Source organism: Neobacillus camarae (genome assembly GCF_054950115.1).
In genome coordinates, this window is record NZ_JBUCKX010000001.1 from 1,236,286 (window position 1) to 1,250,589 (window position 14,304).

Here is a 14,304-nt window from a genome sequence, read left to right on the forward strand (position 1 = left end):
GATTTTGTTATGAGCAGTACTCGGTTTGAAAAAGGTGAATGCCTTTACGCAAATCCCATGACCTCTTTAGCCGGATATACAGGGCTGGATTTGAAGGAAAAGCTTAGATTACTTTTAAACGTAACCGATTACATTTTTTAGACATTTCTTTTTACAATCTATTAAGGCTACAGGAGGTAATTTCTATGCAAATGAATGGGCTTACAGGAGCGCTATATAAACTTTGCGAGTGGATTTTGAAATTAGCGTATCTTAATATTTTATGGCTTGCCTTTTCGGTTGCCGGGTTAGGGGTATTTGGATTTTTTCCTGCAACCATCGCCATGTTTGTCGTGGTGAGGAAACTGTTGATGGGGAATTTTGATGTTCCCGTGTTTAAAACTTTCTGGGAGTCTTACAAAAAGGAGTTTCTGAAAAGTAACCTCCTCGGACTCATTATTGTGATTCTTGGGTACTTCTTATATGTTGATCTACACTTGCTTAAAAGCACCGGTGGGGTTATGAATTTAATCTATTATCCTGTGTTACTTATTTGCTTAGGATATATATTAACATTGTGCTATGTGTTTCCGACGTTTGTTCATTATGAGCTTAAAGTTCATCAGGTATTCAAAACATCGTTCTTCATCATGCTATTCAATCCGCTTTCGACAGGCTTGATGGCAATTGGCGTTGTAGCAATCTACCTTTTACTGACGACAATCCCAGGACTTATCCCCCTGTTTTGCGGCAGCTTATTATCCGTGATTTTGATGTGGTCAGCATTTTTTGCATTTTCCAAAGCAGAACGGATACAAGCATCTCTCTCAAAATGAGATTAATGCATCTGTATGTGGATTGGCGAAATTTGGTGGAGCGGATCGGGAATATCATTAGGGAGGATGTACATGCAGAATAAATATTTTAATGTGTGCGAATATGGGGCAATTGGCGATGGCAAAACCCGTGCAACAGAAGCCATTCAAACTGCAATCGATGATGCGGCTGAATCGGGGGGAACCGTTGTTTTTGATCCTGGAATTTACTTAACGGGTTCTCTTTTTGTCAAATCCAATGTGGAATTAAGAATTGATGAAGGTGTGGAAATTCGAGGGATTGTGGATGAATCAGCCTATCCGGAAATGTGGTCACGCGTTGCAGGAGTAGAAATGAATTGGCCAGCCGGGCTCATTAATGTCTTCCATCAAAAAAATGTGAAAATTACAGGAAAAGGCCTCCTAAATGGCCAGGGGGAGTATTGGTGGAAAAAGTATTGGGGGGAAGATAAACTGGGGGGAATGCGGAAATTTTACGAAGCCCAGGGGTTGCGCTGGGCTGTTGATTATGACTGCAAACGTCCGCGCATGATCATTGTTCACGAATCCAGTGAAGTGGAACTATCTGGATTAAGCTTGATACGTTCCCCTTTCTGGAACGTTCATATTTGTTATTCCCATCATATTCAAGTGAATGGCTTAACCATTACTGATAGTAAGGGACCAAGCACAGATGGAGTCGATATCGATTCATCAGAACATGTATTGGTTGAAAATTGTTTTGTTGACTGCAATGACGATAATTTGTGCATTAAGGCCGGGCGCGATTATGATGGACTGCGCGTGAAACGTCCATGTCAAGACGTTACTGTCCGGAATTGTGTGCTCGGACATGGCGAAGGGATCACTATCGGCAGTGAAACGTCAGGAGACATCAGAAATATTGAATTTTATAACATCAAAGCTAATAAAACAAACAACGGGTTCAGACTAAAATCTGCCAAAACACGGGGCGGTTTAATTGAAAATATTATTGTTCATGACATTGAAATGACAGACGTGGCACATCCGTTAATCTTTGAATTAAACTGGCATCCAAAATATAGCTACTGTGAAATTCCAGTAGATTATAAAGGAGAAGTTCCTGAACATTGGAAAGTACTGGCTAAAAAAGTTAATCCGCCCGAATTAGGAATACCTGAATTTAAAAATATGGAAATTTTTAATTTGAAAGCATCGGATGCTAAGGTAGCGTTTGCCGTTGCTGCATTTTTGGAGAAGCCGATTCATCATGTAAACTTCCATGATATTGAAATATATGCAAAAGGTGCTGGATACATAAAGAATATAAAAGATTGGAAAATGAACAATGTCAGGCTGCATATCGAGTCGGATGAAGACATCGTAACGGAAAACTGTCAAAATGTAGAACTGCCTAAGGTAGTGAATTTACAAAAGAAGGTGAGCCAATGAGCCAATTACAACAATTAATAAACCAGTTTCAAAATCCATCCGCAGAGTATTCTGTTTTTCCCTTTTGGTTTTTAAATGGGGATCTTACGAAAGAAGAGATTTCTAGACAATTGAGAGATTTCAAATCTAAAGGAGTTCTCGGCGTGGTTGCCCATCCACGAATTGGCATACCAAAGGATATCGAATATTTAGGGCCGAAGTTTATGGATTTAATGCAATTTATCATGGAGGAAACCACTCAGTTAGGAATGAAGGTGATTATCTATGATGAGGGCATGTATCCATCGGGATCAGCCCATGGCAAGGTAGTTGAAAATAATCCGGAGTATGCCGCACGCGGCTTAAGAATGTCGTTGCACCCAGCAAGCGGATATACACAAATTGAAGAAAGCTTAGAGGAATACGAGGAGATAGTTCTCGCGGCGGCTGCGAAATTTGTCGGAGAAAATGAAATTGATCCCCAATCCATTATTTCTTTGGAAGTTCAAAACAATACAGTTTCGTTTGAACCGACCGAGCCGGGCGATTGGTTCGTGGTGTCCCTTATTTCTACTTTTTCAAAAGGAACAGTGCGCGGAATTCATTTCGGTGAAGATGATGGTGAGCCTGGAGCACCGCCGGCAGGGGATTTATTAAATCCCGATGCCATGCAAAAGTTTATTCGTGTGACGCATGATGTCTATTACGAACACTTGAAGGAGTACTTTGGGAATACGATCGAAGCGCTTTTCACCGATGAACCGAGTGTGGTTGGACGCTGTGTGGACACCGAAAAAATTAAGCCATGGACAATCGGCTTTATGGACTATTATCAGGAACATGGAAATGACAGCACGGATTTATTATCACTATGGTTTAACGTTGGATCTGACACCAACATCAAGAGGAGAAATTTTAAAAAGACCGTCAACAAACGGCTTCAAGAAACTTACTACCGTCCGATTTCGGAATGGTGTGATAGTCATGGCATTCAATTGACAGGACATCCTGAAACAAGTGACGATATTGGATTTTTAAAATACTTTCAACTGCCAGGCCAGGATTTGGTGTGGAGATGGGTGGGTCCGGAAGATAATAAAGGAATCACCGGCCGTGACAGTACATTAGGAAAATGTTCATCGGATGCAGCACGGCATCGTGGTTTGCCGCGCAATGCCAATGAAGTTTTTGGCTGCTGCGGTCCAAACGGACACCAATGGCAATTTTCAGTAGATGATATGAAATGGTTTGTTGACTGGCTGTTCGTTCGGGGCGTGAACAAACTTTATCCGCATGCATTCTATTATTCTATTGAAGGTGAACGACTGAATGAACGTGCACCGGATAATGGTCCTCATAACGCATGGTGGAAATATTATAAGAATATTGCAGATTACGAACGACGCATGTCTTGGTTGTTGAGTGAATGCACGAATGTAACGGATATCGCCATTTTATGCGAAGAAGATCATCTTCCATGGAAAATTGCCGAACCATTATATACTAATCAGATTGAATTTAATTATCTAGAAGAAGAACTTTTTCTTCAAGATTGTATTCTTGAGAAAAATAAAGTGAAAATACAAAACCAAAATTATCGAGTTCTTATTATTGAGAATCTTGAACAACTCGTTTCAAATGACCTTGCCCTTAAACTCAATCTGTTTCTTGAAAACGGCGGAGCGGTGATTGTTTATAATCCTGGAAGGAACAATCTCCCATTATCTGGCAATGTTATCCAAATCTATAACTATAACAGCTTAATCGGCGCGATTGATCGTGTCCTTTCCCGGGATGTTTATTTAACACCGATTAATCCTGGGTTACGGGTTACCCATATTGTAAAAGAAGGCATTGATTTTTACGTTTTAGTGAATGAAGACGACCATGCCATAGAAGGTGAATTGGCTGTGAAGTGTCATGGCGCACTAGAAAGATGGGATGCTTGGAATTCTATTATAGAGGCATTGGAGATTAAGGGAGCGGATGATACCTATACAAGGTTCAAGCTTTCCTTGCAGCGCCGGGAGTCGGCCATTATTTGTGTAAACTCAGATGGAACGCCATCATTTGCAAAGGGTTATACAGAATCTAAGCCGAAGATGAATGTTCGTGTCGACAATTGGACTGTAACCAATCCTTTCTGTCATGAAAAACCACTCAAAGACTTGGTTTCTTTGACTGAGTTTGAAGAGATGAAATATTTTTCCGGGGAATCTATTTATGAGTCTAACGTGACTGTTCATTCGATAAAAGAATATAAAAAGGCTGAATTGAATTTAGGTGAGGTTTGCGAACTGGCTGAAGTAATGGTTAACGGGAAAACCGCAGGAGTAAAGCTGTGGGGTCCGTATCTTTTTGACATCACCCAATTTGCCGACAATGAACACTTGAGCATAAAAGTAATCGTTACCAATAGTAAGGCAAACGAATATGCCAAGGAACCGGTTAAATCCGGACTGATTGGCCCGGTGACATTAAAACTTTATCAATAAATAAATGATGCTTTGATTGCGATTGATTTTAATAGAATGGGAGGTATTGTTATGCCCAAAGTGATTATGACTTTTCCTGAAGGAAAACATAAGGTATTAACTATGAGTTACGACGATGGCAGGGCAGCCGATAGAAGATTAGTAGAAATCTTTAATGAAAATGGAATTAAGGGAACGTTTCATATTAATTCCGGGCTATTTGGGACCGGGGACCGGATTCCCCATGAGGAGGTCGCGCAGCTGTATAAGGGACATGAAATCTCAACCCATACAGTAACACATCCGACCATTGCCAGATCTCCCAAAGAACAAATTATTGAGGAAGTCATGGAAGACCGGAAAGGATTGGAGAAAATTGCAGGATATACGGTTAGGGGACTATCCTATCCCAATGGTTCTTATAATCGATTAATCAAAGAAATGCTGCCATATTTGGGAATTGAATATGCAAGAACTGTCCATAGCACAATGAACTTTTCCATTCCGGATGATTTTCACGAATGGAATCCAACCTGCCATCATAAACGGGATTTAATGAAACTGGCAGAGGAATTTGTCCAGCTCCATAAAAAACAATACTTGTACATGATGTATGTATGGGGCCATAGCTATGAGTTTGACAATGATCAAAATTGGGATTTGATAGAGAACTTTTGTAAGTTTATCGGCCAGCGGAGTGATATTTGGTATGCGACTAACATTGAAATTGTAGATTATTTCAAGGCTTTCCAAAACCTTAAGTTCTCGGCAGATAGTAGTTTTGTATATAATCCATCCGCGATGTCTGTTTGGCTGAGTGTTGACAGTAATATAGTAGAGGTAAAAGCCGGGAAGCAGGTTGCACTGGCATAGCAATGGAAAAAAGTGGTGGAAGATGAATCGTCTTTCACCGCTTTTTTTATGCTAGAAGTCCTGTTTACAAGTAGGTAAAAAGTACTATTTTCTACTAACCTCTGATTTTTAAACAAGAATAACTGATTTTTTTCTATCTGAAAATAGTTCATAGAGCTAATATACACATTGTAAACGTTACCAAGTGCTGGAAAGGATGTGATTTTTAGGAGAAAAATGAGAGATTTTGAATAAAAACTTTTTTTATTTTAGCAGGGGAGGAAGGCATTTCAAATGAAAGAAAGAAAAATAAATAAGTTTTTTGCCATTTTTCTTAGTCTTTTATTAATCATTACAGCTTTACCGGCAGTACCTTACCAAGTATCGGCGGAAGAATCAACTGTAGTGAAAAAATTTGACTTTGGCACACCAACTAGTCCGGTGCAAGACAGCTACACCAAAGTATCTTCAGAAACAGCTTATTCAGCAGAGACAGGCTATGGTTTTGCTGATATCTCCAAGGTAACCTCAACAGATCGAAACACAGCAGACCCCTTGAAATCAGATTTTATTACAACAACTGAGACATCCTTTAACGTAGATTTACCATATGGTGATTATTCTGTGACTGTCATTGCGGGGGATGCCCAAGACACTGCAAATACAGGTATTAAGGCAGAAAATATCCAGAAAATTCAAAACACTGATATTCAAAAAGGTGCCTTTATTGAACGGACTTTTACCATATCACTCGTAGATGGGCAATTAAATTTTGAATTTACGGGTACTACTCCAAAGGTAAACGGAATCATCATCGAGAAACTCCCGGCGAGATTGGCTGCCGAATTGCCAACTGTCTATATCGCCGGTGACTCAACGGTCCAGACATATGATGCATACTGGCAGCCGCAAGCCGGATGGGGCCAAATGATTCCCCGCTTTTTTAGCTCTGATATCACATTCCAGAATAAAGCGATTGGCGGAAGAAGCACAAAATCATTCATAAATGAAGGACGTTTAGATGCCATCTTGAATGAAATTAAACCGGGTGACTATTTCTTAATTCAGTTTGGCCATAACGATGCAACCATCAGTATACCAGAGCGTTATGCATCCGTACCTGATTATAAGAATTATTTAAAAACTTATATTAACGGCGCGCGTCAGCGTGGTGCCACTCCGATTTTGGTAACCCCGGTTGGCCGACGTGATTTTAATGCTGAGACAGGTAAGTTCAATGTCAGCTTCCCGGAATATGTTCAGGGAATGAAAGAAGTGGCTGCCGAACTAAATGTGGATGTCGTCGATTTAAGTGCCCGAAGCCGTGCTTATTATGACACGATTGGCCCTGAAGGATCCCTTTCTGTATTTTTACATACAGACCCAGGTGTATATACCGCATTCCCGAATGGGTCACAGGATAATACCCACTTCCAAGAATACGGTGCAATCCAGCTCGCACGTATGGTGTCGGATGAGATTAAAAACCTAAATATTCCGCTATCTCAGTATGTGACAGGTATTGAACCGCCAGCTAACCTTCCTGAAAAGCCGGCTGATGTGGTCGTAAGCAGTGTAAGTAATGCCGGTGCACTTTTGACTTGGAAACAAGTAGAAGGTGCAGACATCTACCGGGTTTACCGAAAACTATCGTCTGACAGTGATTATAAGATGATTGGGTCATCTACCATCCCAAGATTAAGTATTACGGGTATGGAAGATGGGAAAACGTATGATGTTTATGTAATCGCAGTCAATGGAAAAGGTGAATCCGAAAAATCAGATGTTAAGCAATTTACAACGAAACAAGCAACGTTGAAATATGACTTTGGAATCGCTGGAAGTCCGGCAGCACAAGGCTATACAGAAGTAAACCTGTCGACGGTGTATACTGCTCAAAGAGGATACGGGATTGTCGATGCCACTGGTATGATTGGCCGTGACCGCAAGACAGGAGATGATGTCACCCGTGATTGGCTGGGCTATTTTAACGTAGGTTGGAAGTTCAATGTGGATGTTCCAAATGGACTTTATGCCGTAAAACTATATGTAGGTGATTACTTAGGAAGTGCAAGAACAACACTTGCGATAGAAGGCCAGGATTATGGCACTATTTCTGCATCTAAAAACAACTATACGACTAAAGTGGTGTCCCAAGTTTCTGTTAAAGATGGACAAATGAATTTTAGCTTTGGCGGCTCCACAGCCATTGTCAACGGATTGGAGCTTACCCCAATTTTGATTGCTCCATCTGCGCTGAAAGTGGATGAAAAGTCATTGGATGCTGATAACCCATATGTGACTTTATCATGGAAAGCGGTTGAAGATGCGGTCAAATATAATGTTTACCGCAAAGTGGCCGGGACTAAAGAATATAAGTTAGTCGGCAGCTCCACCACTACATCTTATACTGATAAAACAGTGGATGTTGGAATGGAATACGAGTATGTGGCTACAACAGTAGACAATGCAGGTGTGGAAACAGATCCATCCCTATCACTTAAAGTGTCGATGGTTGATCCAGCACAGCCAAAACCCTCTGCACCAAGCAATCTAAGGACTGGCGAAGTGAACAAGAATGATCTGACCATTAGCTGGGACCAAGTGGATGGAGCTATTACCTATAATGTCTACCGTTCCAAAAAGGAGAACGGAACGTTCGAATTGATTGGTAAATCGAAAATCGCTTCCTACAAAGATGAGACTGTTTTAACGACGATTCCTTACTTCTATAAGGTTGCTGCCGTTAACGCAGGTGGTATTTCTGAACAATCAAAAGTATTAAAAACACCTGCGGTCACAAAGCTGAAAAGACAAATGGAAGAACTTGACCGGGCTCCTGTTGCGATGAAAACGAAAGAAGGAGTGTTTGTCAGCTGGAGAATGCTCGGAACCGACCCTGACAGCATTAGCTTTAACGTTTACCGTGACGGAGAAAAAATTAATTCTGATCCGATCACTTCCAGCACCAACTATGTGGATAAAGACGGAAAAGCTGAATCGACCTATGAAATTCGGGCAGTGATTGACGGCAAAGAACGGAAATCAAAGGATACAACCAACGTGTTGAACCAAAATTACTTTGATATTCCACTTAAAAAGCCGGCAGATGGGGTAACTCCACTTGGTGATCCATATTCCTATCGTGCCAATGATGCCAGTGTAGGCGACTTAGACGGTGATGGAAAGTATGAATTAGTGTTAAAATGGGACCCAACCAACTCCAAGGATAACTCGCAGGCAGGTTACACAGGCAATGTGTATGTGGATGCTTATGAAATGGATGGAACGTTTAAGTGGCGGATTGACTTAGGCAAAAACATCCGCGCCGGCGCTCACTATTCACCATTCTTGGTTTACGACTTTGATGGAGATGGAAAAGCGGAGATTGTCTTTAAAACCGCGGATGGAACGATTGACGGTAAAGGCAATGTCATTGGCAGAGCGGATGCTGACCACCGCAACAGCTCTGGTTACGTTCTTCAAGGGTCAGAATACATGACTGTATTTGAAGGAGAGACTGGTAAAGCCATCAATACCATTGACTATGAACCGCCTCGTGGGGATGTTGCGGCATGGGGAGACTCTTACGGTAACCGTGTGGACCGTTTCTTGGCGGCAGTGGCTTACTTAAATGGTGAAACCCCAAGTATTATCATGGCACGCGGATATTATACGAGAGCTGTGCTTGCAGCTTATACCTTTAAAGACGGCAAATTGACTAAGCAGTGGGTATTTGACTCAAACGCTGAAGGTAACGGGGATTATGCAGGACAAGGTTACCATAATTTAAGCGTTGCAGATGTCGATCATGACGGTAAAGATGAAATTAATTACGGTGCGGCTGTCATCGATGATGACGGAACCGGCTTATATGCAACCGGTTTAGGACATGGAGATGCCCAACATGTGGGTGACCTTGACCCTACACGACCAGGGCTTGAAGTGTACGCCGTGCATGAGCACAGTGATTTGTATGGATATGAAATGCACGATGCAGAAACCGGTGAAGTCCTTTGGGGCGCATACACTGGCGAAGATACAGGCCGCGGATTGGCAGCCGATATTGACCCAAGATACCCGGGAACAGAAGCATGGGCTATTAATGGCGAATGGAACAGTACCGTTGGCGGACTCTATTCCGCACAAGGCCAGAAAATTTCCGAAAATATTCCATCCAGCAACTTTGCCATCTGGTGGGACGGAGACCTATCCCGCGAACTGCTCGACCACAAATGGGATGATATCAGTAAAACTGGTGTAGGAACCATCGATAAGTGGGATTATCAAAATAATAAGCTAGTTAACATTTTAACGGCAGATGGAACCCAGTCCAATAACAGCACAAAAGGAAATCCTGTCCTTCAGGCTGACTTGTTCGGCGACTGGAGAGAAGAGGTAATCTGGAGAACGGACGACAGCAGTGCCTTACGGGTATACATGACAACCGAAGAAACGGAACATCGGATTTACACCTTAATGCATGACCCTCAGTACCGATTATCAATCGCATGGCAGAACGTCGGCTATAACCAACCGCCGCATACGAGTTTCTTCCTAGGAACAGACATGGAGAAGCCGCCTGTTCCGAGCATTGATGTAGTGGACTTACCGGATCGGATTGAGCCGGACACCCAACATGAAGTAACAGGAGCAGAACAACAAGGTTGGTACCATAGTCCGGTTACGGTGAGTTTGACCGGAATAGACTGGCAATCTGGTATTAAGGCAACCTACTATTCGTTAGATGGTACAGCAGAGCAGCAAGGAAATACCATCACGGTTAATCAAGATGGAAGACATACCCTGGAATACTGGAGTGTCGATAACGCCGGAAATGTTGAACCGAAAAAGTCAGTTTCGTTCAATATTGACCAAACAGGTCCGGAAATTACATTCTCCGTTGAAGACGGCGCTGTCTTCACAGTGGACCAGCAAATTAGTATCACCTGTCATGCAGCGGATACTTTATCTGGAGTTGCCACTTCTACATGTGAGGATGTTTCCTTGCCAGCTTATGAACTTGGTTTAGGAAGCCACTCCTTTAAGGCAGAAGCAACCGATGTCGCCGGAAACAGCTCAGCCAAATCGATCACAATCACGGTAGCGGTTGACTTTGACAGCTTAGGAAGACTTACTGGATCGTTCCTATCGCAAAATGGCGGCGACAGTAAAGTGCTGGATTCCTATGTTACTAAACTGAATGCAGCTAAGGCTTCCCAAGAACAAGGCAACAAGAATGCCAGAGATGGCCAGCTGAATGCCTTTATCAACGAATTGAAGGCCAGAACGAATAAGGACATCAAAGAAGACCAAGCCAAACTATTAATCCAACTGACTCAGGAGTTAATGAAGTAGAATAGTAAAAGTCCCAAAGAGGCTATCATTTCTTTGGGACTTTTTTTATTCGTCATGAACTTGAATAGAGGTTTCCATGGTATGAATAAAAGCTCGTATCGAGGGATTCAAATTGTTCTTCTTCCAAGCAAGCACCAGTTCGCAATCATTATTTTTCACGTCATCCATTTCAATAAAACAAAGAGATGGGCTTGAGATAGATTCGAAACTTTTCGGCAAAATGGAGATGCCCATTTCAGCCTCGACCAGGACGGGGACAGTGTCGACAAATCTCGGCTGGTTCACAATTCTCGGAGTAAAACCGCTTTGCTCACATAAATGGACAATAAAGTCATAAGAACCTACGGGGGAGTCGTGGCGGTTATGAATGATAAATGGTTCTGATGCTAAATCTGATAGTTTAATTTTTTGGTGGTTCGCTAGAGGGTGATTTTTATGCATGACGATACAATACGGTTCTCTTGCCACCGTCTGTATTTCAATTTCCTCGATTCTGTTCAAACCGGATGGCAAGGTAAACGCCAAATCCACTTCCCCTTGTTCCAATGCCTCTTTTAGCATTTTACTGGGTAAATGATTTAGCTGAAGTTCCACTTTTGGGTAAAGTTCCCGGAACCGTTTGATAACACCTGGTAAAAAACTTTTTACGTGAACGGTCAGAAAACCTATTGAAAGGCTGCCAATACTTCCAGCTTCGGTTTGTTTTGCTTTTTCAACAGCAGTGGACGTTTTATCAACAATCTCAATCGCTTCTTTCAGAAATACTGAACCAGCGGGGGTGAGCTGCACCGACCGCTTGTTTCGAATAAATAGTTTTACTCCCAGCTGATCTTCTAAATCGGCGATTTGATGGCTAATGGCAGATTGAGCCACATAAAGTTGATTGGCTGCCTTGGTAAAGTTTAAGTGCTCTGCTACAGTAATAAAATAACGCAATTGGCGAATATCCATATAAGCCCCCACTTGTTAATCGTTCTTTCTTATTTTATCATAAGAAATAATAGTAGACGAAATATTAAAAGTATTAAAAAAGAAACACTGCAAATCTTTATAAAACCTGATTAATATGAAAATGGAATTACAGAAATCGAAATCATATATTTCCATTTTTACTAGTTTCATACTATTTTTAAATTGAAAGCGCTTCAAAACGGACAGAAATTAAAGGAGTGTGGAAAGATGGTAATGCAATTGACCGGTAAGCTTCTTAAAGAAAAGATGCCATATTATATTAGAAATGGAGAGGGAGAGCGTTACCTTTTCGGCACCCAGGTTGCATCAATTGTTGCGACTCAAAATAGTACTGGGGACAAGATGGAAATTGTTCAACTGTGGGGCGGAAAAGGGGATAGCTTCCCTGCTCACGTTCATGAGCACGCCCACGAAGGAATTGTAGTGCTTGATGGCAGGCTTGAGGTGGAACTGGATGGGCAGGTCTATTTATTGACTGCTGGAGATTATGTTTCGATCCCGGCGGGGACTGTACATGCGTATTGGATGCAGAGCCACCGGACACGCTTTTGGTCATTTACCATTAACGGACCTGTTGCCGAAATGTACGCCTTTCTTGGGGAGCCATTTGATAAGTGTGAACGACCTCCAGTAACCCAAAAAACATTTGAGCCAGAAGTTTTTACAAAAATACCAACAAACTTGGATATAAAATTTGTGAGCCGACAACCATCTACTGGACTGCCGCAATTGGTAAGAGGGAATGCCATACCACAGGAAGTGAAGCCATATGTGCTTGAATCGGGGGAAGGGATCCATTTATTAAGCGGTGATACTGTCCATTCTCTGCTGGCTACAGAAGCGGCGTCGGGCGGCCAATTTCTTGCGCTCGTCTCTGAAGGACCAAAGGGCTTGCCAATAGGAGAGCATGCCCATAAACGTACAAACGAAACCTTTATGTGCCTGAATGGAGAAATGACATTATGGGTTGATGGGGAAGAGCTGCATTTGCAGCCAGGAGATTTTGCGTATGTGCCAGCGGGAACGCCACATCGTTTCCGTTGTGATGCCCATTATACAAAGTTCTTGGGTGTTTTGACTCCTGGTGCGTTTGAAAACTTCTTCCGCATTTTGGGAGACCCTTATGAATATGCGATTTTTCCAAGTGAGCCGGCACCGTATCGGTTTGATCGAGTTATCCAACGGATTAGTGAGGTAGACCTCATATTGTTAGGAAAGCCGCCAGGTCAACCAGAGAAGGTCGAAGAGGTTAATAGTTAATGAGGTATGAAGTAAAGTGTATAGAAGATTTAGAGTTTGCGGCCCCTGATGGAAAGCCGTCGCTCCTTGACCTCTACTTGCCTATCGGGATGGATAGACCTGCTCCTGTGATTGTATGGCTGCATGGTGGCGGCTGGCGGGTAGGGGACCGCAAGTTAGCGCCTGATTTGCGAGTAAGGTTTGCGGAACACGGTTTTGCCATGGCAAGCATTGATTATCGGTTAAGCAGTGAAGCTATTTTTCCGGCACAGCTTCATGATGTTAAGGCTGCAATCCGCTGGCTCCGTTCAGTTGCAGATCAGTATGGTCTTGATAGTGGGCATATTGGTCTTTGGGGCTCATCGGCTGGGGGACATTTGGCGGCACTGGCCGGCACGACTGGCGCCGGAATACTGGAAGGATTGGAACTAGGGTGTGCTGACTTTTCCAGTGACGTACAGGCTGTCGTGGAAGGATATGGTCCTATTGACTTTTTGCAGTTGGATGATCCCGAAAGTAATGAGGCGGCCGTTTCCATCGATGTTGAATCGAACTTAATGGGAACGATTGAACGGCATTCTGACCCGGATTCCCGCGAGTCACAATTACTTGGAGCGCCTATTTTTACCGTTCCGGAAAAGGTCCGTGAAGCAAATCCGATTACCTATATCCAAGAAGATGCACCACCGTTTTTAATTATGCATGGGTTGTCTGACACAGCGATCCATGCCCAGCAAAGTGTCCTGTTATATGAGGCGTTGATCGCCAAAGGGAATGAGGCCACGCTATGCTTAATCGAAGGGTTAGGACATGCATTTTTTAATAAAAATGATTTGGATGAACAGCTTTTTTCCGTTACACTTCATAGTGAAAAATCTGGAGAAACCGTGCAGATTGGGCAGCAGGAGATGCGAATATTTGAGTATATTAAAACCTTCTTTAGGAAACACCTTTTGGAAAAATAAGACTTCGCAAAAGCGGGGTCTTATTTTTTTTGAGTATTTCTACGTGCCCCAAACGGAGGAAAAGGGGTGCCTAGGGTAACGTAGACAGGTTCTACGTGCCCCAAATGGCTGAAAAAAGGTGCGCAGGGTAACGTAGATGGCTTCAACGTGCCCCAAACGGTTGAAAAAGAGAACTCAGGGTAACGTAGTCCACAAGCAACCGAAAGATAGGAAGTTCGCAAAAATTCACCAATACAA

General features: G+C 42.6%; 9 protein-coding genes. 8 read left to right on the forward strand and 1 reads right to left on the reverse strand.

What is annotated here, in order from left to right:
• Nucleotides 1-9 precede the first annotated feature (9 nt).
• From ACY8D0_RS05720 to ACY8D0_RS05745, 6 genes are all read left to right on the forward strand, one after another.
• A complete protein-coding gene (locus tag ACY8D0_RS05720; RefSeq protein ID WP_462409510.1) occupies nt 10-141 on the forward strand; it encodes a hypothetical protein in 132 nt (43 codons plus the stop codon).
• Nucleotides 142-185: 44 nt separating this feature from the next.
• Complete coding sequence (locus tag ACY8D0_RS05725; protein ID WP_462409511.1) at nt 186-815, forward strand: YesL family protein; 630 nt, start codon at nt 186-188, stop codon at nt 813-815.
• Between the two features lie 72 nt (nt 816-887).
• A complete protein-coding gene (locus ACY8D0_RS05730; RefSeq protein WP_462409512.1) occupies nt 888-2,228 on the forward strand; it encodes a glycoside hydrolase family 28 protein in 1,341 nt (446 codons plus the stop codon).
• The gene (locus tag ACY8D0_RS05735) at nt 2,225-4,702 is read left to right on the forward strand and encodes a glycosylhydrolase-like jelly roll fold domain-containing protein (protein WP_462409513.1); all 2,478 of its coding nucleotides are present in this window, start codon (nt 2,225-2,227) and stop codon (nt 4,700-4,702) included. The genes ACY8D0_RS05730 and ACY8D0_RS05735 overlap by 4 nt, the downstream gene beginning before the upstream one ends.
• Before the next feature lie 51 nt (nt 4,703-4,753).
• Nucleotides 4,754-5,554, forward strand: a complete 801-nt coding sequence (locus ACY8D0_RS05740) for a polysaccharide deacetylase family protein (protein ID WP_462409514.1) — start codon at nt 4,754-4,756, stop codon at nt 5,552-5,554.
• 273 nt (nt 5,555-5,827) lie between these two features.
• Nucleotides 5,828-10,891 (forward strand): rhamnogalacturonan lyase family protein, encoded by a 5,064-nt coding sequence (locus ACY8D0_RS05745; RefSeq protein ID WP_462409515.1) that lies wholly within the window; start codon nt 5,828-5,830, stop codon nt 10,889-10,891.
• A 45-nt stretch (nt 10,892-10,936) separates the two neighbouring features.
• On the opposite strand, the gene ACY8D0_RS05750 is transcribed toward ACY8D0_RS05745, so the two are convergent.
• Nucleotides 10,937-11,842, reverse strand: coding sequence for a LysR family transcriptional regulator (locus tag ACY8D0_RS05750; protein WP_462409516.1), 906 nt, complete (start codon nt 11,840-11,842; stop codon nt 10,937-10,939).
• Nucleotides 11,843-12,070: 228 nt separating this feature from the next.
• Between ACY8D0_RS05750 and ACY8D0_RS05755 the strand changes: the two genes are divergently transcribed.
• Together ACY8D0_RS05755 and ACY8D0_RS05760 are read left to right on the forward strand one after the other, a co-directional pair.
• Entirely contained in the window at nt 12,071-13,123 is a 1,053-nt protein-coding gene (locus ACY8D0_RS05755) for a quercetin 2,3-dioxygenase (RefSeq protein ID WP_462409517.1), read from the forward strand.
• Nucleotides 13,123-14,067 (forward strand): alpha/beta hydrolase fold domain-containing protein, encoded by a 945-nt coding sequence (locus ACY8D0_RS05760; RefSeq protein ID WP_462409518.1) that lies wholly within the window; start codon nt 13,123-13,125, stop codon nt 14,065-14,067. The genes ACY8D0_RS05755 and ACY8D0_RS05760 overlap by 1 nt, the downstream gene beginning before the upstream one ends.
• Nucleotides 14,068-14,304 lie beyond the last annotated feature (237 nt).

Bases quoted from the DNA above. Each gene is read 5' to 3' on its own strand.
- ACY8D0_RS05720 (WP_462409510.1), top strand. From the start codon at position 10: ATGAGCAGTACTCGGTTTGAAAAAGGTGAATGCCTTTACGCAAATCCC.
- ACY8D0_RS05725 (WP_462409511.1), top strand. From the start codon at position 186: ATGCAAATGAATGGGCTTACAGGAGCGCTATATAAACTTTGCGAGTGG.
- ACY8D0_RS05730 (WP_462409512.1), top strand. From the start codon at position 888: ATGCAGAATAAATATTTTAATGTGTGCGAATATGGGGCAATTGGCGAT.
- ACY8D0_RS05735 (WP_462409513.1), top strand. From the start codon at position 2,225: ATGAGCCAATTACAACAATTAATAAACCAGTTTCAAAATCCATCCGCA.
- ACY8D0_RS05740 (WP_462409514.1), top strand. From the start codon at position 4,754: ATGCCCAAAGTGATTATGACTTTTCCTGAAGGAAAACATAAGGTATTA.
- ACY8D0_RS05745 (WP_462409515.1), top strand. From the start codon at position 5,828: ATGAAAGAAAGAAAAATAAATAAGTTTTTTGCCATTTTTCTTAGTCTT.
- ACY8D0_RS05750 (WP_462409516.1), bottom strand. From the start codon at position 11,842: ATGGATATTCGCCAATTGCGTTATTTTATTACTGTAGCAGAGCACTTA.
- ACY8D0_RS05755 (WP_462409517.1), top strand. From the start codon at position 12,071: ATGGTAATGCAATTGACCGGTAAGCTTCTTAAAGAAAAGATGCCATAT.
- ACY8D0_RS05760 (WP_462409518.1), top strand. From the start codon at position 13,123: ATGAGGTATGAAGTAAAGTGTATAGAAGATTTAGAGTTTGCGGCCCCT.